Origin of the sequence: Streptomyces sp. NRRL S-646 (assembly GCF_000720765.1) — a bacterium.
Taxonomy (GTDB): domain Bacteria; phylum Actinomycetota; class Actinomycetes; order Streptomycetales; family Streptomycetaceae; genus Streptomyces.
The window spans coordinates 679,346-700,050 of sequence record NZ_JODC01000003.1 but is presented as its reverse complement, the minus strand read 5'-3'; the positions used below and the strand labels follow the sequence as shown (position 1 = coordinate 700,050).

Below are 20,705 nucleotides of genomic sequence, written 5' to 3'. Positions count from 1 at the left end.
GCCGGTCGCCACCCCGGAGCAGGTCCGTCCGGTGCGGCATGATGGGGCGCATGGGGACCGAGGGGGAAGGCGTCCGTGTCATAGCGGGCCGTTACCGGCTTGAGGCGAGACTCGGGCGCGGTGGCATGGGCGTGGTGTGGCGGGCGACCGACGAGCTGCTCGGCAGGCAGGTGGCGGTCAAGGAACTCCCCCTCGACCTCGACGAGACGCTCTCCGCGGAGGAGACCAGGCGGCAGCGCGACCGCACCCTGCGCGAGGCGCGGGCGGTGGCCCAGTTGCGCCACCCGCACATCATCGTCGTCCACGACGTCGTCGAGCACGACGAACGCCCTTACATCGTCATGGAGTTGATCGACGGCGGCTCCCTCGCCGACCGCATCTCCCAACGCGGACCGATCGCCCCCGCCGAGGCCGCCCGGATCGGGGCCGCCCTGCTGAGCGCGCTGCGCACGGCGCACGAGGCCGGGGTGCTGCACCGCGACATCAAGCCGGCCAACGTCCTGCTGGAGTCCGGCACGGACCGGGTCGTCCTCACCGACTTCGGCATCGCCCAGGTCGCGGGCGCCACCACGCTCACCGAGACCGGCTCCTTCGTCGGCTCGCCCGAGTACACCGCGCCGGAGCGGATGTCCGGGGCCAGGACCGGCCCCGAGTCCGACCTGTGGTCGCTGGGCGCGCTGCTGTGCACCGCGCTGAGCGGCGAGTCCCCGTTCCGGCGCGACTCGCTCGGCGGCATCCTGCATGCGGTCGTCTTCGACGAGATACGGCCGCCCGCGCAGGCCGAGCCGCTCCTGCCCGTCGTCCTGGGCCTGCTGGAGCGCGATCCCGACCGCCGGCTGGACGCGGCGCAGGCCGAGCGGATGCTGCGCGCCTACCGCGACACCGGCCACACCCCGGCCCTGCCCCCCGGCTACACACCGACCGAGCGGGACGTCCCCCGCCCGCCCGCGCCGCTGCCCATGCCGTCGCCTTCGCCGTCGCCCACGGTGGAGACCAGGCGCTCCACCCGGGGCGTGCTGGTGGCCGCACTGCTGGTCGCAGCGATGGCCGGGGCGGGGGTCTCGGCGGCGGCGCTGCTCATGAACCGCGGCGGCGAAGGGGGCGGTGGTACGCCGACGAGTTCGGCGCCGCGGACTTCGGTGAGCGCGTCGCCGTCACCCCCCTCCAGGACACCCAGCCCCTCGCACACGCCGCCCAAGCCTCCCGTCACCGCGACCCTCCCCTCCGCCCCCTCCGGCTACCGCGTCGCCGACGACCCGGCCGGCTTCTCCCTCGCCGTACCGGAGGACTTCACCCGCACACCGCAGGGCGAGCGCGTCTTCTACCTGTCGTCGGGAGAAACCTTCCGGCTCGGCATCAAGGCCACCGACCCCGCCCCGGGCGGCCCGCTCGCGGTGATGCGGCGCGCCGCCGCCAAGGGCTCCGACACCAACCCCGGCTACCACGACGGCCGGGTCACCTCGACCACACGGCACGGACACCCCGCCGCCCTCTGGGAGTTCACCTGGAACGGCTTCAGCACGGCCGAGGGGCCCCGGCACACGTACGACCTGTGCTGGGAGGAGGGCGGCCGGATGTACGACGTGTGGGTGTCGGCGCCGGTCGGCAAGGTGCGGGAGGCGAAGGAGTACTTCGACGTCGCGGTGGACACGTTCGTGGCCGGGTGAGGTGCAGGTCGGGATCGCTCGGGGGTACGTCACGGGTGTGTGACCGGAATGCGCCAACGCTGGATGAGTGAGCGTCTGGCGCGATATGGATGGTCCATGAGCAGCAGCGGGGGAGTCGGCCACGAGTCCGACGACACGACGAGTTTTGTTCTGCAACCTCCCAGACCTCGGCAGTCGGAGCCCGGCGCCGGTCGGCTCATCGCGGGCCGCTACCGGCTGCTGGCGAAGCTCGGGCACGGTGGCATGGGCACGGTGTGGCGAGCCAAGGACGAGACCGTCGACCGCGAGGTGGCCGTCAAGGAGCCCCGCGTCCCGGACCATCTTCCCGAACGTGAACGCGCCAACGTCTTCGAGCGGATGCGCCGCGAGGCCCGCGCCGCGGCCCGTCTCGACCACCCGGCGGTGGTCAGTGTCCACGATGTGGCGGTGGTCGACGGCCGGCCGTGGATCGTGATGGAACTCGTGCGGGGCCGTTCGCTCGGCAGCGCCCTGCAGGAGGGCACGCTGGACGCCCGCGAGGCCGCCAGGATCGGCCTGGAGGTGCTCGGCGCGCTGGAGGCCGCGCACGCCGCGGGCATCCTGCATCGCGACGTGAAACCGGACAACGTGCTCCTCGGCCGCCACGACCGTGTCGTCCTGACCGACTTCGGCATCGCCCAGATCGAGGGCGAGACCAGCCTGACGGACACGGGTGGCTTCGTCGGCTCGCCCGAATTCATCGCCCCGGAACGGGTCCTGGGCCAGCGCCCCGGCCCGGCCTCCGATCTCTGGTCCCTCGGCGTGGTCCTCTACGCGGCCACGGAGGGCGTCTCACCCTTTCGCCGCAGCAACACGCCGGCCACCCTCCAGTCGGTCCTCAACGCCACGCCGGCGCCGCCCGCTTCGGCGTCGGGACCGCTGGCCGAGCTGATCACGGGCCTGCTGCAGAAGGACCCGGCGAGACGTCCGAACGCCGCCCAGGTCCGGGCGCTGCTGGAACAGACCGCGAACCCGCCGGTCGCGGCGCCCTTGCAGCCCACGCAGCCCGGACGGATCGTCACCCGGGGGCTCCGGTTCGGCCGCAAGGCGTGGTTCGGGGCCGGCGCGGGCGTCCTCGTGGCGGCCGTGGCGGCGTACCTGGTGATCGCGAATCCCTTCGCGGGGCCGTTGCCCGACGGCTGGAAGACCCACCACGAGAGCGACGTGGCCGCGACGCTGGCGGTACCGGATGGCTACGAGCGGCAGCTGCCCGACCGGAAGACCGACAAGAACCACTGGGTCACGTACAGCGACCTGAGCGGCGCGATCGGGATCACCCTGAGCCTCCAGAAGAAGTCCGAGGACACCGGCGGCACCATCAAGGACTCCGCGGCCGCCCAGATGTACGACGACAACGGCACGTTCAAGCAGAGCGGCGCGTACGAGCTGAACATGCCCGCCGGTCCGCAGACGAAGACGAAGACCAGGCTGACGACATACAGGGACAAACCGTCCGCCGAGAACACGGTGGCGTACAAGACCGACGACAGCCAGCACCCGCTCCCTCGCGAGGTGCGGATCTTCTACTACAAGTCCTCGGCCGGCGACCTGTACAAGCTGATCGTGAGCTATCCGGGCAAGGGCGACTTCACCGCGCGCGGACGCGAGGTGGCGCAGGCGGCGATCGCGAATCTCGACGTCGACAAACTCTGACCCGCCGTCAGCGCCGCACCTCCGCGCGATACCTCCCCGGAGTCACCCCGAACTCCCTGCTGAACGCGTGCGACAGGGCGTACGGGCTGCTGTACCCGGCCGAACGGGCCACCGAGGCCAGCGGGGCGTCGGTGTCGCGCAGGAGCGTGGCCGTGCGGGTCAGCCGCCACCAGGTCAGATACGCCATGGGCGGGCGGCCGACCAGGGCGGTGAACCGGCGGGCCAGCGTCGCACGGGAGACGCCCGCCTCGGCGGCCAGCCGGTCGTTGGTCCAGGGGGCGGCCGGGTCCGAGTGCAGGGCGCGGAGGGCGGCCGTCGTCACCGGGTCGCTGAGTACGGCCGGCCAGGCGCCCGCCGCCGTGTCGGCCTCCGTCGTCCACGCCCGCACCATGTAGATCAGCAGCAGGTCGAGCAGGCTCGGCAGGGCCAGGCAGGAACCCGGGCGGCGCTCGTCGAGCTCGCGGGCCAGCAGGTCCACGGCAGCGCGCAGCTCGGGATGGGAGCCGACCCGGTTCGGCAGATGGACGACCTGTGGCAGCTCCGCCAGCAGCGGGTGCACCCGGCTGCGGTCGAGGCGGTACTTGCCGCACAGCAACTCCACCTCACGCCCGCCCGGCGCCCCCGCCGGCGGTCTCATCTCCTCGAACGGCACGGCCCGCGTCGTATCGCCGGGTGCGTCCGCCAGCACATGCCCCGCCCCGTGCGGCAGCAGTACGACGTCCCCCGCGCCCAGCGTCACCGGCTCGCCGCCCCCGTCGGGCAGCAGCCAGCAGCCGCCCGCGAGGACCACGTGGAACCCCGCGCCCTCGTACGGGGCGAGCCGCGTGCACCAGGTGCCGGCGACCCGCAGCCGGTTCGAGGAGGGCTGCCCGATGCGTACGGCGGAGATCGCGTCACTCACCACGTCCATGAGACGCAAGCGTATCCGAATGAGCCGGACGGGCATTGGAATGCTCACCGCAGCGCTTCTAGGGTTCCTGTCATGGCTGATGAGAACGTGCAGAGTTTCATGATCGGTGACGTCGAGGTGCTCCGGGTCGTCGAGTGGCGGGCGCCCTACGCCCCGGCCCGGGACCTCGTTCCGGGCGTCGGCGCCGAGGTGTGGCAGGACAACCGGGAGGCGCTCGTCCCTGACCACTGGGAGCCCGGCAGTGACCGTGCCGTGGTCGCGCTGCAGACCTGGGTGGTCCGCAGCGGCGGCCGCACCGTCCTCGTCGACACCGGGGTGGGCAACGGCCGCGAGCGGCCCGGCAACGCCCTCTTCCATCAGCGGCGGGGCGACTTCCCGGACCGCCTGGCGCAGGCCGGAGTGCGGCCTCAGGACGTCGACGTCGTCGTCAACACCCACATCCACGGCGACCACGTCGGCTGGAACACCCATGACGTGAACGGCAGTTGGGTGCCCACCTTCCCGAACGCCGACTACCTCCTCCCGGCCGCCGACGACCACCACTTCGGCCCCGACGGCGGATACGGCGGCGGCGTACGCCCGGACGACCGGCTGATCCACGAGGACAGCGTCGCGCCCGTGCACCGGTCCGGGCAGGCCGTGCTGTGGGACGGCGAACACCGCATCGACGAGCACCTCACCCTGGAGACCGCCCCCGGCCACACCCCCGGCTCGTCCGTCCTGCGCGTCGCCTCGCGCGGTGAACGGGCGGTGTTCGCAGGGGACTTGCTGCACAGCCCGGTTCAGATCCTGCACCCCGAGTGCAGCAGCTGCTTCTGCCTGGACCCCGGGCAGGCGGCCATCAGCCGCCGCCGGGTGCTCGAACGCGCCGTGGACGAAGGTGAGTTGCTGATCCCGGCGCACTTCGGCGGATCGGGGGCCGTGGAGGTGCGGCGGCGGGGCGACACGCTCGCCTTCGCCCCCTGGATTCCGTAACTCAGGCCCCGCGTCGACAAGTCCCCGTTCCGCAAGGTACTCATGGGGCATGAGTGCAGGCGGCGAACGGACGCGCGAAGGTCGGCTGCTCGGCGGGCGCTACCGGCTGACCGAGCGCATCGGCTCCGGCGGGATGGGCACCGTCTGGCAGGCGTACGACGAACTCGTGGAGCGGGACGTCGCCGTCAAGCAGCCGCGGCTGCCCGGCGACCCGGAGGACGAGCACCGCCGGCGGGCCGCCCACCGCCTCTACCGCGAGGCCCGCGCCGCCGCCCGCGTCGACCACCCGGCCGCCGTCTCCATCCATGACGTGGTGGTCGAGGAGGACGGACTGCCCTGGATCGTCATGGAGTTGATCCGCGGCGAGTCCCTCCACGAAGTCCTCCGGCGCGGCCCGGTCGAGGCTTCCGAAGCCGCCCGTATCGGCCTCGCCGTCCTCGGCGCCCTGGACGCCGCGCACGCCGTCGGCATCGTGCACCGGGACGTCAAGCCCGCCAACGTCCTCCTCGGCGCCCACGGCCGTGTCGTCCTCACCGACTTCGGCATCGCCCACGTCCAGGGCGAGGAATCCCTCACCGTCAGCGGGGAGTTCGTCGGCTCCCTGGAGTTCGTCGCACCCGAGCGGATGTCGGGCCGGGGCGCGGGTCCCGCCTCCGACCTGTGGTCGCTGGGCGTGCTGCTGTACGCGGCCGTGGAGGGGATCTCCCCGTTCCGGCGCACGACGGTGGAGTCCACGCTCGCCGCGGTCATCGCCTCCGACGCGCCCGAGCCGAAACAGGCCGGACCGCTCGGCCCGCTGATCGCCCGGCTGCTGGTGAAGGACCCGGAACTGCGGCCCGGCGCGAAGGAGACCGGGGCGGTGCTGGAGGCCGTCGCGGAGGGCTGGCCGGTACCGCAGGTCGAGACCGGTGCGGCGGCGGCCCAGGACACGACGGGACTGCGGGAGTTCGCCGACGACGTGGGAACCGTACGGCTGGGGGCGGCGCCCGCGCCGGACACGCCGGCCCCTGTGCCGGAGGCGGGCCCGGTGGCCGTACCGGAATCCGACACCGCACCCTCCTCCGGGCCCCGGCCGTCCGCCGACCCCGAGTCGTCCGACCCCGAGCCGTCCGCCGAACCCCCGACCGCGAGCGTCCCCCATCCGGATCCCGCCCCGAAGCGGGCCCTCCTGCGCCGCCGCACCTCCCTTGCCGCGCTCGCCGCCCTGCTCGTCGGCGGCACCTGGCTCGGAACCTCCTACTTCGACGAGTCCGACGGCGGAGGCGTCACCGAACACACCGCCACCCTCACCGAGGCCCCGGCCCGCGAGGCGGCCCCCAGCCCCAGCGCCACCGCCTGGACCGCGCACCGGGAGCAGGGCATGAACGCCGTGCTGACCCTGCCGAGCCGGTATCGGGAGTCCGCCAGGGAAGGCAGCGCAGCGAGCCCGCCCCGTCTCGTCGAGTACGACGGGCCCGACGGCAGGGTCACCGTCCGCCTCACCCAGTGGGACAAGGCCCCCCGCTCCCCGATGGCCCAGGCGCAGCAGGCGCACAACGTCTGGAACGGCTACAGCGGGGACGCGCGTACCCAGTACACCCGCACCACCTTTCACGGCTACGAGGCCGTCCAGGTCGACACCTCCTACGGCCTGGACGGCAGCCCGGCCCGGGTGATGCAGCTGGTGATCCGCACCGACGACGGACGCATGTACGAACTGCGCGTGGACATGCCCAAGGGGACACCGGCCGAGAAGAAGGGCACCGCCCTCTTCAAGGGTGCACGTGACCGCCTCGTGATCGGAAAAAGCTGAACCGCTCCCCGGTGTCCCCGCACAACGCCTGATCAGCGCAAACCTTGCCAGTGAGCACTGGCGGCGTGTGTGTACTCCGTGAAGCCGCGTTACCGACGGGTACCCAAAGGCCCCGCGCCGTCATACCCTGCGCCTCATGACGGAAGCGCATGCCGAGGCCAAGACCGGCACGAACCCTCTCGCCCCCGCCCCCGAAGGCGCCCGTACCGCCGCCGACGTGGTCACCCCCGAGCTGATCGCCCAGCTCACCAAGGGCGTGGTCGGCTCCGGACGCACCGCCAACCACACGCCGTTCACCGGCGAGAAGCTGGCCGACCTGCCCGAGTCCACGCCCGCGGACGTCGCCAAGGCCTACGAGGCGGCCCGCGCGGCACAGGCGGTCTGGGCGCAGACCCCCGTCCGGCAGCGCGCGGCCGTCCTCCTCCGCTTCCACGACCTGATCCTCGCCCGCCAGGCCGAGGTCCTCGACCTGATCCAGCTGGAGACCGGCAAGGCCCGGCTGCACGCCCACGAGGAGGTCCAGGCCGTCGCGGTCGCGAGCCGTCACTACGGCCGCAGGGCCGCCGCGTATCTGAAGCCGAAGCGGCACGCGGGCGCCATGCCGACGCTGACGAAGGTGACCGAACTCCGTCACCCGCGCGGTGTGGTCGGCCAGATCGCCCCGTGGAACTACCCCCTGGAACTCTCGGTCGGCGACGCGCTCCCGGCTTTCGTGGCGGGCAACGCGGTCGTCATGAAGCCGGACACGGAGACCTGCCTGACCGCCCTGTGGGCCCGCGACCTGCTCATCGAGGCCGGCCTGCCGGCCGACGTCTTCCAGGTCGTCCTCGGCGAGGGCCCGGTCGTCGGCCCCGAGATCGTCAAGCACGCCGACTACGTCTCCTTCACCGGCTCCACCCGCACCGGCCGCGAGGTCGCCCAGGGTGCCGCCGCCCGCCTGGTCGGCGTCTCCCTCGAACTCGGCGGCAAGAACGCCATGCTGGTCCTGGACGACGCCGACATCGAGAAGGCGGCCGCGGGCGCGGTCCGCGCCTGCTTCTCCTCCGCCGGCCAACTCTGCATCTCCATCGAGCGGCTGTACGTCCACGAGTCGATCGCCGACGCCTTCCTGGAGCGCTTCGCCACCCGCACCAAGGCCATGCGCCTCGGCACGTCCCTCGCATACGGCGCCGACATGGGCTCCCTGGTCGGCGAACGCCAGCTGGAGACGGTCACCCGCCATGTCGAGGAGGCCGTGGCGAAGGGAGCGAAGGTCGTCGCCGGCGGTGTCGCCCGCCCGGACATCGGCCCGTACTTCTTCGAGCCGACCATCCTCGACGGCGTCACCGAGCCCATGTCGGTCTGCACCGAGGAGACCTTCGGCCCGGTCGTCTCGATCTACCGCTTCAAGACCGACGACGAGGCGATCGAGCACGCCAACTCCACGCCGTACGGCCTGAACTCCTCGGTCTGGACGAAGAACGGCAGCCGCGGCCGCGAGGTCGCCTCCCGCCTGCGCACGGGCACCGTGAACGTCAACGAGGGCTACGCCCCCGCCTATGGCAGCGTCCAGTCCCCGATGGGCGGCATGAAGGACTCCGGCCTCGGCCGCCGCCACGGCTCCGAGGGCATCCTCAAGTACACGGAGGCCCAGACGGTCGCCCAGCAGCGCCTGCTCCCGATGGCCCCGTCGCTGGGCATGGACGACGAGAAGTACGCGCAGTTCATGAGCCGCAGCCTCCGGCTGATGAAAGCTTTCCGGTTCCGGTAGGGCCTTTAGGGGCGCGGGGAACTGCGCGAGCAACCACCGACAACCCGCACGGACACTCAACGAGGAGCACACGTGCCTCAGGACGCTTACGACTACGACGTCATCGTCGTCGGATCGGGCTTCGGCGGTTCCGTCACCGCCCTGCGCCTGACGGAGAAGGGTTACCACGTCGGTGTCCTGGAGGCCGGCCGCCGCTTCACCCGCGAATCCCTCCCCAAGAACTCCTGGGATCTCAAGAACTACCTGTGGGCCCCGCGGCTCCACATGTACGGCATCCAGCGCATCCACCTGCTGGGCAACGTCATGGTCCTGGCCGGCGCAGGCGTCGGCGGCGGCTCCCTCAACTACGCCAACACCCTCTACGTACCGCCGAAGCCGTTCTTCGAGGACCCCCAGTGGCGTGACATCACGGACTGGCAGGAGGAGCTGAAGCCGTACTACGACCAGGCGCAGCGCATGCTCGGCGTACGGCTGAACCCGACGATGACCCCGTCCGACGTACACCTGAAGGCCGCGGCCGAGCGGATGGGCGTCGGCGACACCTTCCACATGGCCCCGGTCGGCGTGTTCTTCGGCGACGGAAAGGACGCGGAGGGGAAGTCGAAGGCGGCGCCCGGCGGGCAGGTCGACGACCCCTACTTCGGCGGCGCGGGCCCGGCCCGCAAGGCGTGCACCGAGTGCGGCGAGTGCATGACCGGCTGCCGCCACGGCGCGAAGAACACCCTCAACGAGAACTACCTCTACCTCGCCGAGAAGGCGGGCGCCGTCGTGCACCCGATGACGACGGTCGTGTCGATCACGGACGACTCGCAGGGCGGCTACGCCGTCGCCACCCTCCCCACCGACGAGAAGAAGAAGTCCAAGGGCCGCACCTTCAAGGCCCGCCGGGTGGTCCTGGCCGCCGGCACCTACGGCACCCAGACCCTGCTGCACCGCATGAAGTCCGGCGGTCAACTCCCGTACATCTCGGATAAGTTGGGCGAGCTGACCCGGACCAACTCCGAGGCGCTGGTCGGCGCGCAGACGGACGACCGCCGCTACCGCAAGGCGACCGGCGCACCGAAGGTCGACTTCACCAAGGGAGTCGCCATCACCTCGTCCATCCACCCGGACGAGAACACCCACATCGAGCCGGTCCGCTACGGCAAGGGCTCCAACTCGATGGGCAGCCTGTCCATCCTGCAGGTGCCGTACGCGGAAGGCTCGTCGAGGTTCATGGGCTGGCTGGCGAACGCGGCCCGCCACCCCGTCCTCGTGCTGCGCTCCCTCTCCAACCGCCGCTGGTCGGAGAAGACCATCATCGGCCTGGTGATGCAGTCGCTGGACAACTCGCTGACGACGTACCTCAAGCCGGACGGCGTCGGAAAGGGCCTGCTCACCGCCCGTCAGGGCCACGGCGCCCCCAACCCCAAGCAGATCAGGGCCGCTTCGGAGGGCGCAGCCGCCATCGCCGCCGACATCAACGGCTTCGCGGGCTCGAACGTCGGCGAACTCATGGGCACCCCCCTCACCGCCCACTTCCTCGGCGGCTGCCCGATCGGCAGCTCGCGCGAGACCGGTGTGATCGACCCGTACCACCGCCTCTACGGCCACCCCGGCATCTCGGTGGTGGACGGCGCAGCGGTCTCGGCCAACCTGGGCGTGAACCCGTCCCTCACGATCACCGCACAGGCCGAGCGCGCGATGTCGTACTGGCCCAACAAGGGCGAGGAGGACCCGCGTCCGGCGCAGGGAGCGGCGTACGAACGCCTGAAGCCGGTGGAACCGAAGGCCCCGGCGGTCCCGGCGGACGCCTTCGGCGCACTGAAGCTGCCGTTCCTTGGAATGCCGGCGGTGCCGCCGAAGAAGTAGGCGATCGGACACAGCGAAGGACCCGCACCCCCCTCCGAGTGCGGGTCCTTCTCTCCTTGCAGTGAGCTGCTGTTACGCGCCGGCGCCGGCCCGACGGCGACGCACCGCGAACACCGCACCGGCACCGGCGACGACGGCGACACCGCCGACGAGGCCGATCACGGGCAGGGCGGAGCTCGAACCGGTCGCGGCGAGGCTGCCGGTGACCTTCGGTGTGTCGCTGGACGGCTTCGTGTCCGTGACCGGGGCCTCGCCGCCTTCCTGCGGCTTGGTGCCGGACGTGTCCGTGCCGCCGGACACGATCTGGAACTTGTAGGCGACCTCGCCGAAACCGACGCACTCGTCGTCGCTGTCGCCGTAGATCGTGGCGCCGAGCGAGAAGCCGGCGCCCACCGGGGCGGACGAGGTGACGTTGACGCGGAGCGGGATGTCGATCTCGTAGTCGGGCTTCAGCTCGTCGGCGTAGCCGACGTGGCCGACCGCGTAACCGCCCTCGTCCAGGTTCTCCCAGACCTTGTCGTCCGGGTTCCACGCCTGGAGCCGGACCTGCTTGCTCTTGAACAGGTCCTCGCCGTTCTTGTCCGGGGAGGCCCCAGCGAAGAAGTCGAGGTCGTTCAGCGTGGAGTCGGAGTTGTTGAGGACGTTCAGCGAGAACTTGTGCCAGCCGCTGCCCGCCGCGATCTTGCCCGGCAGACCGGTGATGCTGACGTCGACCTTGGAGTCCTTGCACTCGTCGACCGGTCCGTCGGAGGGCGACGGGTCCTCGCTCGGCTCGGCCGACGTGGAGGACGTGGGCTTGCCCGACTCGCTCGCGGGGGCGCTCGTGGTCGGCGTCGAGCTGGACGGCGGGGCGCTCGGCGTGGCCGTGTCGGTGGACAGGCCGGTGTCCGTCGGCGTCGCCGAGGCCGTGTCGCTCCCGGTCTCGGTGGGCGTCTCTGACACGGTCTCGGTGGCGCCTGCGGTCGGCGTCTCGTCCGCGAAGGCGGCGGGCGCGGACAGCAGCGCAAGGGGCGCGATGACCGCGGTGGCGGCCGCGACGCCCATGGCACGACGAAGCTTCATGACAACCTCACGGGAGTCCAGTCCAATGGGAGGGCTCCGCGTGTGGGGCGCGGGTGTGGCCCTTGGTTCGCCTGGTTGGATCCGTGAACCCTGTGAATGGTTGTGCCGGCCTTCACAGATTTCTTATGTGCCCTACGTCACTCACCCGCAGCGAGCAGCAGTTCATGAGGGCCGCATTCTTTACGTGCCCGGGTCACGTACGCTCTGCTGCTCGACAGGCGATGCACATGACAGCCGCCCGGCGAGTACCTCGATGAGCCCCGAAGAGCCCTGACAGAAAGGCGTCCGAGTCGTGGCCGACAGGCCTTCCGAAGAGCGGAGATCCGGTTCCGGCGAGGAGCCTTCCATACCCGACGACGTGTGGGACAAGTTCCTCAAGGAGGCCGAGGCGGGGCTCGGGTCCGCCCCCAAGGAGCCCTCCGCCCGCGCCCGCATGGTCACCGAGCGGCTGCGGCAGCAGGACGCGCGCGGCGAGAGCCCGGAGAGCTGGCGCGCCGGACCGGCCCGCCGCGAACGCCGCCGCATCTGGCCGGTGCTCGGCGTCCTCCTCGCCGTCGCCGTGGCCGTCGTGGCCGTGAAACCGTCGGTCGTCCCCGGCGACCCCTTCGGCGCTGAGGCCGACAAGGGCCCCTCCGCCTCCCCCCTCCCGGCGGAGACCGCGGCCCCCACCGCCCCGCCCTCCCCGGCCGACTCCGAAACCCCCTCCTTCGCCCGGCCGTTCGCCGGCTCCCCGGCCGAGCGCTGGGCCGACGGCGCGGCGGGCATCGTCCTGCCGAAGGCGACCCCCGTCGGCACGCTCTCCAAGGCCCAGGTCGAGCAGGCCCTGCAGCAGACCAGAACCCTCCTGGTCGACGGGAACCTCAACTCGGCCACCCTGCGCGGCGAACGCCCCGCCACCGCGCTCGGCGTGATCGAGCCGCGGCAGACGGACCTCCTCACGCGGCTCAACACGTCCTTGGACAAGCCGGACGAGAAGCACGACCCGCTGTCCATGTTCAGCCGCTTCGACCCGACGGAGATCAGGCTCGTCGGCGACGTGATCAAGACCCGCGGCCGCATCACCTTCAAAGCCGGCGAACAGTCCTCCGTCGCCGTGCACGCCGACTACACCTTCGTCTACCCGGTCGCCCGCACCGGCGGTTCGAAGGAGGTCACCCGCACCATCGTGCGCCGCGTCCTCGACATCGAGATGTCCGACCCGGTCCGCTACAAGGTCACCCCCGGCAAGATCACCGTCCGCCGCTACGACCGCGACGTCGGCAACTCCGCCTGTGACGTCCACGACGGCTACCTGCACCCGGAGTTCACGTCGGACATCGCGACCGGCGCCCCTCCCACGGGCCCGACGACGGACCCGTACGACCGCAGCAAGGGCATCGACGGCGACCCCGCGCGGGGCTGCGGGACGGTGTCCAGGGTCTGAGCGGTACACGGACATGCGAAGGGCCCCGCGGACTTGGCCGCGGGGCCCTTCTCCGTCAGCACCGACGTCAGGGCAGCGCCGGTGCCTGGGAGCGGCGCCGGGGGGTTGCGCCGCTTGTCCTGTGTGCCCTGGGTCGCCGCCCCGGCGCATTCGGGGCGCGCGGATGGTCTCGACCTCTGACGGTACGGAAGTGCAAGCAATGCAGTTGTCTGCGGCGGGACTTGGGGGCTTTCTACGCATCGTGCTGGATGGACGGGGCGTACGCAACCGTTTGACCCAGGGTTGTGCATTTTTGCATTTTCCGCCGGTCGGCCCCGGGCGTCCCCGGGACCGACCGTTCTCTTGGGTGACCGGGCTGCTGTCCCCTGCCGTCCGGCCACAACCCTGGAGTGAGGTCCCACGACGTTCGGCACGACCCGTACGTCTCATCACTCCAGCAAGCCACGCGTGGTTCTTTCGGGCCCGCCCCTGGCTGGCACGGACACCACCACCAACGAAGGGGTTCGCCGGGCGGTCACGCGCCGTACGGGTTAAAGGGACTGCGAACTCAGATGCGACCGCGGCACAGTTCGAGCAGCGTCATGGCGAGGGGCGTACCGGGCTTGCCGAGGGCCTCGCTGTAGTGGCCGAGGACCTCCATCTCGCGGGACAGGTTCACACGCCGCCCGCCGGAGGCGATGCGGGCCTCCTGGATGACGGCGGAGACGGCCATCCGTTCCTGGATCAGACCGATGATCCGGTCGTCGAGCGCGTCGATGCGCTCCCGCGCACCGGTGATCACGTCGGCGGCCTCGGTGGTACGGGCGCCGGTCTTGTCCGAGGCGTTCTTCTCAGCTGCGGTGACGGTCATGTCGGGGCTCCTCGTCGGGTGGGTGGGATGCGGTGCCCCGGAGCGGCAGGACCCGGAAAACGACAGGCGCCCCGGGCCTTGTCGGCCCGGGGCGCCTGGGAAGTCGCTTGTCAGTAGCTCAAGCAGCACGACCATGGCAGCCGGCGGGCCGGTTGCCATAGGTAAAGAGGAAGGTCGCCATCTTGAGCATGCGGTGAGTATAACCAGCCCGTCCGGCGTTTGAGGACGAGGCCGTGTTCGGGCCGAAAGCGGGGGTCTGGGGGCGCAGCCCCCAGATCGGACGGGAGGCGACCATCCCGCACCCCGTTAGAATCGAAACCACAGACCCCCGCCCGACCGCCGGAAGGCACCCCGTGTCATCAGCGACCCCCGCTGCCGCCGCTCCCGACACCGTCCTGGTCGTCGACTTCGGCGCGCAGTACGCCCAGCTCATCGCCCGTCGCGTCCGCGAGGCCCGGGTCTACAGCGAGATCGTGCCGAGCACCATGCCGGTCGCGGAGATGCTCGCCAAGAACCCGGCGGCGATCATCCTCTCCGGCGGCCCCTCGTCGGTCTACGCGGAGGGTGCCCCGCGCCTCGACCGCGAGATCTTCGAGTCCGGCGTCCCCGTCTTCGGTATGTGCTACGGCTTCCAGCTGATGGCCACGACCCTCGGCGGCACCGTCGACAACACCGGCGCCCGCGAGTACGGCCGTACTCCGCTGCACGTCTCCAAGGCCGGCTCCACCCTCTTCGAGGGCACCCCGGACGAGCAGTCGGTGTGGATGTCGCACGGCGACGCCTGCTCCGCCGCCCCCGAGGGCTTCACCGTCACGGCCTCCACGGACGTCGTCCCGGTCGCCGCCTTCGAGAACGACGAGAAGAAGCTGTACGGCGTCCAGTACCACCCGGAGGTCATGCACTCGACGCACGGCCAGCAGGTGCTGGAGCACTTCCTGTACCGGGGCGCGGGCCTGACCCCCTCCTGGACCACCGGGAACGTCATCGAGGAGCAGGTCGCCGCCATCCGCGAGCAGGTCGGCGACAAGCGCGCCATCTGCGGTCTGTCCGGGGGCGTCGACTCCGCCGTAGCGGCTGCGCTCGTCCAGAAGGCCATCGGCTCCCAGCTGACCTGCGTGTACGTCGACCACGGCCTGATGCGCAAGGGCGAGACCGAGCAGGTCGAGAAGGACTTCGTGGCCGCGACCGGCGTGCAGCTGAAGGTCGTGGACGCGGAGGAGCGCTTCCTCACCGCGCTCAAGGGCGTCTCCGACCCCGAGGAGAAGCGGAAGATCATCGGCCGCGAGTTCATCCGGGTCTTCGAGCAGGCGCAGGCGGAGATCATCGCGGACGCGGGCCCGGCGGTGGAGTTCCTCGTGCAGGGCACGCTCTACCCGGACGTGGTCGAGTCCGGCGGCGGCACCGGCACCGCCAACATCAAGTCGCACCACAACGTCGGCGGCCTCCCCGAGGACCTCGAGTTCCAGCTGATCGAGCCGCTGCGCAAGCTCTTCAAGGACGAGGTCCGGATGGTCGGCCAGGAGCTCGGGCTCCCGGACGAGATCGTCCAGCGCCAGCCCTTCCCGGGCCCGGGCCTCGGCATCCGCATCGTCGGCGAGGTCACCAAGGAGCGTCTCGACCTCCTGCGCGAGGCCGACGCCATCGCCCGCGAGGAACTCACCGCGGCCGGCCTCGACCGCGACATCTGGCAGTGCCCGGTGGTCCTGCTCGCGGACGTCCGCTCGGTCGGCGTCCAGGGCGACGGCCGGACCTACGGCCACCCGATCGTCCTGCGCCCGGTCTCCTCCGAGGACGCCATGACGGCGGACTGGTCGCGCCTGCCGTACGACGTCCTCGCGAAGATCTCGACACGGATCACGAACGAGGTCGCGGACGTCAACCGCGTCGTCCTCGACGTGACGTCGAAGCCGCCGGGCACCATCGAGTGGGAGTAGGCCCCAGGCCCTAGGTGCGCTTGATCGTGCGCAGGGGTTCACCGGGCTTCCAGACCTGGACGACGAGGTACTTGTCGTCCTCCACGTAGGTCCTCACGACCTCGGTCAGCTCGGTACGGAAGAGGTGGAACGGCTCCGGCGGTTCCACCTCTTTGCTGTACGCCGCCTTCGCCTCGCCGTCCTCGACGCCGACCGCGCGCCCGCTGATCCGCACGTCCCCGCCGCCCATCCCGGTGCCCGGCCCCGGATTCGCCTGGAGCGCGAAGCGCGGGTCGCGGTTCAGGTCGAGGGCCTTGAGCGAGTCCGGCATCATGCCGAGCCACAGCTCACCGTCGAGGAAGCGGACCTCGAGGCCGGTGGTGCGCGGCGACCCGTCCTTGCGGAGGGTGGCGAGAACGTGGTGGGTGAAGGCCCCGAAGCGTTCCTCGACGGTCCGGGCCAGAGCCGGTTCGGCGGCGAGGAAAGCCGCCCAGTTCACAGTCATACGGCGAGTGTGACGCCGATACCCGACATCTTCTGTCGGGTATTCGTGGGGGCGCCAAGGGCTGTCCGCGCGCCCCCGGAACGGTTGCGCGCGTCATCTTTACAGAACATCTCTGTTCTCCTGGGCTGACCGACGGCAACTTCCGCCCCGTAGAGCAACCCAGTGCTGGAGGACACATGCACGGGACCCCCGGGACCGGGCCCACCCCGCCGCCCGCCCTTCCCAGCGACCGGCTGCGGTTCGCGATGCCGCCGATGCACGACTCGCTCGACGACGAGCGCCGGCATCGCAAGGAACGGCTCGCGGGCGCGCTGCGGATCTTCGGGCGGCTAGGCTTCGAGGACGGCGTCTCGGGGCACATCACCGCGCGTGACCCCGAGTACAGCGACTGCTTCTGGGTCAACCCGTTCGGGATGCCGTTCAAGCACGTGACCGTGAGCGACCTGGTGCTCGCCAACTCGGACGGGCAGGTGATCGAGGGGCGCTACCACGTCAACCAGGCCGCCTTCACCGTCCACGCCCAGGTCCACGCGGCCCGTCCGGACGTCGTGGCCGTCGCCCACTGCCACTCGGTGCACGGCAGGGCCCTGTCCGCGCTCGGCGACCTCCTGGACCCCATCACCCAGGAGAGCTGCGCCTTCTACGAGGACCACGCCCTCTACGACGCCTACACCGGTGTCGCCGTCGACGCCGAGGAGGGCCGCCGTATCGCCTCCGCGCTCGGCTCCCGCAAGGCGCTCGTGCTGCGCAACCACGGGCTGCTGACCGTCGGCGACTCGGTGGACGCGGCGGCCTGGTGGTTCGTGTCCATGGAACGCTCCGCCCAGGTGCAGCTGACCGCCAAGGCCGCCGGACGCCCCCTCCTCATCGACCACCGGGCGGCGGTGGCCACCCGCGAGCAGCTCGGCGGCGACCTGGTGGCATGGATCAACTACCAGCCGCTGTGGCAGGACATCAGCCGCAGCGAGCCGGATCTGCTCAGCTAGGCGCTCCGCTGGCGTGCCGCGATGTGCCGTTTATCGTCTGCGGCGCCATCGTGGCTGGTCGCGCCCACGCGGCGGAGCCGCATATCGACACAGCCCCGCGCCCCTTAAGGGCGTGCCGGCGGACCTCGCCCGTTCTGCTTGGCCGCCCTTCAGCCAAAGCTCACGGTTCGGCTAGAAACCTCGCAGTACCGCCGCCTTGGTCATCGCGAACTCCTCGTCCGTGAGGACCCCCTCCCGGTGCAGCTCGCCCAACTCGCGCAGCCGCCGCAGGAGTACGTCGTGGTGGTCGGCCGCGGGCGGCACGGCGGCCGTCGGCGGCCGTCTCTCCGCGTACTGGCCCCCGTTGCGGGTGGACGGATGCGGCAGGCGCGCGGTGATCGCGGTGGCGACCAGCGCGGTGAGCAGGTCGCGGCGGGCGCTGCCCCACAGGTCCAGTGCGTACGGGTCCTTCTCCGGCGGCAGCTTGGAGAACACCGTCTCGCGGGTCACGAAGCGCAGGAAGCCGTCCTCGTAACCGGAGTTGGGCAGCCACTCGACCTGCACGAGGTCGCCGACGGCGATGATCCGCGGCCCGGTCGCCCGCTTGACCCGGTCGGAGGTGTCGGCCCAGTCGATGCGCACCTGGGTGCCGTCGAAGGAGACGGTTCCGTCGGAGGAACGCACCGAGACCGGGACGGGCGGCCCCGGCAGCAGATACGCCTTGGTCGGCTCCTTGGGGATCTGGTCAAGGAGCAGGGCCCGGCGGATCTCCTCGGCGACGTACTCGGCGACCCCGGCCCGGTCCGCGTCCACCACCAGCCGGTACGGGTCGGCCGGATCCGGCAGCCGCCCGCCGGTCGCCTGGAGCAGCGGGTCGGCGCCCTCGCGCAGCCGTATCCGCAGCCGCCCGCGCTTGCGTTCCGGTTCGAAGACCACGCCCGCTACGGCTTCGAGGGGCACCGCGACCTCCCCGTACGTCTGCCGGAACAGCGGCACGGAGCGGTGGAGACCCGGCGTGATCCTGACCGTGGTGCCGTCGAAGGCCCAGGTCCCGTCCCGCTGGATGATCTCGGCCATAGGGAAATTCTCGCAGCCGGGTCAACACGACGGCCCCACTTCACCCCGGGCTGACCGGACCTGCCGGGCGGGGGTGGGGTGGCGTAGGGCACAATTCGCTGTCATCACACGGGTGTTGCGGGGAAGGCGGGCGGCGGGCGTGGCGGTGCAGGAGGCGAGAGGCGGCGCGGACGCGCCCGGAGGCGTCCATGGGGGCGGCTGTACCTGCGGGGACTGTCTGCGTGGGGCGCGCGAGGGGCACCGGCGTGCGGTCGCCGAATTCCTGCTGATGCGCGACGGCTTCGCGGCCGGACAGGGGCTGCCCGCCGCGGTGGCGCACTCGGCCTCGGCCTCCCGCCAGTGGGTCTCGGAGGAGCTGACCCAGTCCGCGGAACTCGTCGCCGAACGCGGCCGCGCCGAGGGCGAGGCCTGGCTGGACCGGCTGTGGCGGCGGACGGTGTGTGCGGTGTGGGCGCTGGTGGTGCTGTTGCTGCTGGTGCAGTCGCTCACGGCCATCGGGGCGGGCTGGACGACGGCACGCACGGCGGGTCTGCTCGCGGCGGTGGTCGTGGGCGGTGTGCTGACCGCCGCGTCCTGGTTCCACCGTGCGCGCGGCGGCGTGCTGGCTCCCGTCGTCGGCGAGGACAACCGCCTGTCTACGTCCCGCACGGTGGCGGCGGCCTGGGTGCTGTTCGTCGCCTACGCCGTGCTGCTCCTGGCCGGCCGTCTGGCCGCTGCCTCCGACCACGCGGAGCGCGACGCCGTGATCTCCGGTCTCGCACTCGCCCGCGGCGCCGGTGTCGTCACCGTCCTCGCCGTGGTGTGCGGCATCGCGGTGCTCGTGCGGCGCGTGGTGGGGCTGCGGGTCCTCGGCCAGCGGCTGCAGAAGGTACGGGCGGACCGGCCCCGGGCGGCCGACCTGCTGACCGACGACTCGGGGCGGGGCACCTTCGCCGACATCCAGTACGTCGTGATCAGCACCGTCGCCGTGCTGTTCGCCGCGGTACGGCTGGCCCGCCGCCCGGACCAGCTGCCGGACCTTCCGTGGGGTCTCGCGGTGGTCGTGCTCGTGTCGGCGGCGACCTATGTGGCCGGCAAGTACGCGGAGGGCGGCCGCCCGGTGATCCTCTCCGTGGTGCGCGCCCGGGAGGCCGGCGACCTCGACGCCCCCATCCGCACGGGCGACGACATCGAGATCCGCGGCGCGGGCTTCGTCCCGCCGGGCGCCCAGGGCGCCGACCGGCTGACGCGGATGGTGGTCCGCATCGGCACGGTGAACGTCCATGTGCCCCTCGTCCCGGTGACCGGCGGCTTCAGCAACCCGACGGACGCGGCCCTGACCGTGCCCGTGCCGGCGGAGGTGGAACCCGGGAGGGTCGAGGTGCAAGTAGTCACGGCAGCGGGGGTAGAGACGAATAGGTACGCGATTGATGTGACGGACTGAACGGCACACCCCTCGCGGCGCGGGGCGCCGGCGCTGAAATCGGTACGAACGCATTGAGCGCACCGTCCATTGCGTACGTATCGTCTGGTGAGGGGTCCCGGCCCAGCGGGCGAGAGGCGACAGCGATGACTCACGGCATGCGCACGGACACGCACACCCCGTACCTCGACGGCGACCGGAGCTGGCGCGACTCCGCCACCCGATACGCCCTCCTTCCGCTTCGCGTCTTCCTCGGCGTCACCTTCATCTACGCCGGGCTGGACAAGCTCACCAACAGCGCGTTCATGAAGGACTCCGGGGCCGGCTCCATCGGCGAGATGATGCGCAACGTCCGCGACTCCTCCGCCATCCCGGCCATGGTCGACCTGGCCCTGAAGAACCCCGTGGGCTTCGGCTACGCCATCGCCCTGGGGGAGTTGGCTGTCGGCATCGGCACCCTGATCGGCCTGTTCGCGCGCCTGGCAGCGCTCGGCGGCGCACTGATCTCCCTCAGCCTGTGGCTGACCGTGAGCTGGGCCTCCGACCCGTACTACTACGGCAACGACCTCGCCTACCTGATGGCCTGGCTCCCCCTCGTCCTCGCGGGCGCCGCCACGTTCTCCCTGGACGCCGCACTCCGCGCACGGCGCAGGCAACGGGCGGCAGGCTACCGGTAGCTCCTGATCGGCGGGGGCTACCGGTGGCGCAGCCCTCCGGCACGACCTGGGCCCGCGCCGCCTCCGGAGCCCGGTGTCATGTCGCCGGACGCGGAGGCCGCGCGGCCCGCCTGCCTGGACCTGCCTCCCGGCGTGCAGCGCACGCCGTCCCGCCCCTGGTCGTGTCTTAGGGCCTGACGGCTGCGCCGTCCGCGTGCCCGGGTCATGTCTGTTGG

Annotated in this window: 16 protein-coding genes; 11 read left to right on the top strand and 5 right to left on the bottom strand. The window is 71.5% G+C overall.

Translation table 11 applies throughout. The features are described from left to right. The first annotated feature begins 50 nt into the window (after nucleotides 1-50). Together IH68_RS0107580 and IH68_RS0107575 are read left to right on the top strand one after the other, a co-directional pair. Nucleotides 51-1,667 carry a protein kinase domain-containing protein gene (locus IH68_RS0107580; protein WP_030930314.1) on the top strand — a complete coding sequence of 539 codons (1,617 nt, stop codon included), beginning with the start codon at nucleotides 51-53 and terminating at the stop codon, nucleotides 1,665-1,667. A 96-nt stretch (nucleotides 1,668-1,763) separates the two neighbouring features. Then, a complete protein-coding gene (locus IH68_RS0107575; RefSeq protein WP_030930310.1) occupies nucleotides 1,764-3,338 on the top strand; it encodes a serine/threonine-protein kinase in 1,575 nt (524 codons plus the stop codon). 7 nt (nucleotides 3,339-3,345) lie between these two features. Here the strand turns inward: IH68_RS0107575 and IH68_RS0107570 are convergent, their stop codons facing one another. Then, the gene (locus IH68_RS0107570; RefSeq protein ID WP_030930306.1) at nucleotides 3,346-4,248 is read right to left on the bottom strand and encodes an AraC family transcriptional regulator; all 903 of its coding nucleotides are present in this window, start codon (nucleotides 4,246-4,248) and stop codon (nucleotides 3,346-3,348) included. A 72-nt stretch (nucleotides 4,249-4,320) separates the two neighbouring features. Between IH68_RS0107570 and IH68_RS0107565 the strand changes: the two genes are divergently transcribed. The 4 genes from IH68_RS0107565 (at nucleotide 4,321) to IH68_RS0107550 (ending at nucleotide 10,616) form a co-directional block, all read left to right on the top strand. Further along, complete coding sequence (locus IH68_RS0107565; RefSeq protein ID WP_030930303.1) at nucleotides 4,321-5,223, top strand: MBL fold metallo-hydrolase; 903 nt, start codon at nucleotides 4,321-4,323, stop codon at nucleotides 5,221-5,223. Nucleotides 5,224-5,272: 49 nt separating this feature from the next. After that, nucleotides 5,273-7,015 (top strand): serine/threonine-protein kinase, encoded by a 1,743-nt coding sequence (locus IH68_RS0107560; RefSeq protein ID WP_030930300.1) that lies wholly within the window; start codon nucleotides 5,273-5,275, stop codon nucleotides 7,013-7,015. Between the two features lie 136 nt (nucleotides 7,016-7,151). Beyond that, complete coding sequence (locus tag IH68_RS0107555; RefSeq protein WP_030930296.1) at nucleotides 7,152-8,765, top strand: succinic semialdehyde dehydrogenase; 1,614 nt, start codon at nucleotides 7,152-7,154, stop codon at nucleotides 8,763-8,765. Nucleotides 8,766-8,837: 72 nt separating this feature from the next. Beyond that, on the top strand, nucleotides 8,838-10,616 hold the full coding sequence (locus IH68_RS0107550; protein ID WP_030930293.1) for a GMC family oxidoreductase N-terminal domain-containing protein: 1,779 nt from the start codon (nucleotides 8,838-8,840) through the stop codon (nucleotides 10,614-10,616). A 72-nt stretch (nucleotides 10,617-10,688) separates the two neighbouring features. Here IH68_RS0107550 and IH68_RS57025 read toward each other — a convergent pair whose 3' ends face one another. After that, on the bottom strand, nucleotides 10,689-11,678 hold the full coding sequence (locus IH68_RS57025) for an LPXTG cell wall anchor domain-containing protein (protein ID WP_030930290.1): 990 nt from the start codon (nucleotides 11,676-11,678) through the stop codon (nucleotides 10,689-10,691). A 292-nt stretch (nucleotides 11,679-11,970) separates the two neighbouring features. Here IH68_RS57025 and IH68_RS0107540 point away from each other — a divergent pair, with 292 nt between their 5' ends. Beyond that, a complete protein-coding gene (locus tag IH68_RS0107540; RefSeq protein WP_030930287.1) occupies nucleotides 11,971-13,101 on the top strand; it encodes a hypothetical protein in 1,131 nt (376 codons plus the stop codon). A 547-nt stretch (nucleotides 13,102-13,648) separates the two neighbouring features. Here the strand turns inward: IH68_RS0107540 and IH68_RS0107535 are convergent. Next, a complete protein-coding gene (locus IH68_RS0107535; RefSeq protein ID WP_030930284.1) occupies nucleotides 13,649-13,951 on the bottom strand; it encodes a chorismate mutase in 303 nt (100 codons plus the stop codon). Nucleotides 13,952-14,304: 353 nt separating this feature from the next. On the opposite strand from IH68_RS0107535, the gene guaA reads away from it, so the two are divergent. Further along, the gene (guaA, locus tag IH68_RS0107530; protein WP_030930281.1) at nucleotides 14,305-15,885 is read left to right on the top strand and encodes a glutamine-hydrolyzing GMP synthase; all 1,581 of its coding nucleotides are present in this window, start codon (nucleotides 14,305-14,307) and stop codon (nucleotides 15,883-15,885) included. A gap of 10 nt (nucleotides 15,886-15,895) precedes the next feature. Here the strand turns inward: guaA and IH68_RS0107525 are convergent, their stop codons facing one another. After that, complete coding sequence (locus IH68_RS0107525) at nucleotides 15,896-16,369, bottom strand: pyridoxamine 5'-phosphate oxidase family protein (protein ID WP_030930279.1); 474 nt, start codon at nucleotides 16,367-16,369, stop codon at nucleotides 15,896-15,898. Nucleotides 16,370-16,545: 176 nt separating this feature from the next. On the opposite strand from IH68_RS0107525, the gene IH68_RS0107520 reads away from it, so the two are divergent. Further along, nucleotides 16,546-17,355 carry a class II aldolase/adducin family protein gene (locus tag IH68_RS0107520; RefSeq protein WP_030930277.1) on the top strand — a complete coding sequence of 270 codons (810 nt, stop codon included), beginning with the start codon at nucleotides 16,546-16,548 and terminating at the stop codon, nucleotides 17,353-17,355. 171 nt (nucleotides 17,356-17,526) lie between these two features. Here IH68_RS0107520 and IH68_RS0107515 read toward each other — a convergent pair whose 3' ends face one another. Further along, entirely contained in the window at nucleotides 17,527-18,411 is an 885-nt protein-coding gene (locus IH68_RS0107515) for a DUF4429 domain-containing protein (RefSeq protein WP_030930274.1), read from the bottom strand. 139 nt (nucleotides 18,412-18,550) lie between these two features. On the opposite strand from IH68_RS0107515, the gene IH68_RS0107510 reads away from it, so the two are divergent. Next, nucleotides 18,551-19,834: a hypothetical protein gene (locus IH68_RS0107510; RefSeq protein ID WP_030930271.1), complete on the top strand. Its 1,284-nt coding sequence runs from the start codon at nucleotides 18,551-18,553 to the stop codon at nucleotides 19,832-19,834. A gap of 125 nt (nucleotides 19,835-19,959) precedes the next feature. Further along, nucleotides 19,960-20,490, top strand: a complete 531-nt coding sequence (locus IH68_RS0107505; protein ID WP_030930268.1) for a DoxX family protein — start codon at nucleotides 19,960-19,962, stop codon at nucleotides 20,488-20,490. Nucleotides 20,491-20,705: the final 215 nt, after the last annotated feature.

Coding starts and splice junctions, on each gene's coding strand:
- IH68_RS0107560 (WP_030930300.1), top strand. CDS start 5,273: ATGAGTGCAGGCGGCGAACGGACGCGCGAAGGTCGGCTGCTCGGCGGG.
- IH68_RS0107575 (WP_030930310.1), top strand. CDS start 1,764: ATGAGCAGCAGCGGGGGAGTCGGCCACGAGTCCGACGACACGACGAGT.
- IH68_RS0107535 (WP_030930284.1), bottom strand. CDS start 13,951: ATGACCGTCACCGCAGCTGAGAAGAACGCCTCGGACAAGACCGGCGCC.
- IH68_RS0107565 (WP_030930303.1), top strand. CDS start 4,321: ATGGCTGATGAGAACGTGCAGAGTTTCATGATCGGTGACGTCGAGGTG.
- IH68_RS57025 (WP_030930290.1), bottom strand. CDS start 11,678: ATGAAGCTTCGTCGTGCCATGGGCGTCGCGGCCGCCACCGCGGTCATC.
- IH68_RS0107520 (WP_030930277.1), top strand. CDS start 16,546: ATGCACGGGACCCCCGGGACCGGGCCCACCCCGCCGCCCGCCCTTCCC.
- IH68_RS0107555 (WP_030930296.1), top strand. CDS start 7,152: ATGACGGAAGCGCATGCCGAGGCCAAGACCGGCACGAACCCTCTCGCC.
- IH68_RS0107505 (WP_030930268.1), top strand. CDS start 19,960: ATGACTCACGGCATGCGCACGGACACGCACACCCCGTACCTCGACGGC.
- IH68_RS0107580 (WP_030930314.1), top strand. CDS start 51: ATGGGGACCGAGGGGGAAGGCGTCCGTGTCATAGCGGGCCGTTACCGG.
- IH68_RS0107525 (WP_030930279.1), bottom strand. CDS start 16,369: ATGACTGTGAACTGGGCGGCTTTCCTCGCCGCCGAACCGGCTCTGGCC.
- IH68_RS0107515 (WP_030930274.1), bottom strand. CDS start 18,411: ATGGCCGAGATCATCCAGCGGGACGGGACCTGGGCCTTCGACGGCACC.
- IH68_RS0107570 (WP_030930306.1), bottom strand. CDS start 4,248: ATGGACGTGGTGAGTGACGCGATCTCCGCCGTACGCATCGGGCAGCCC.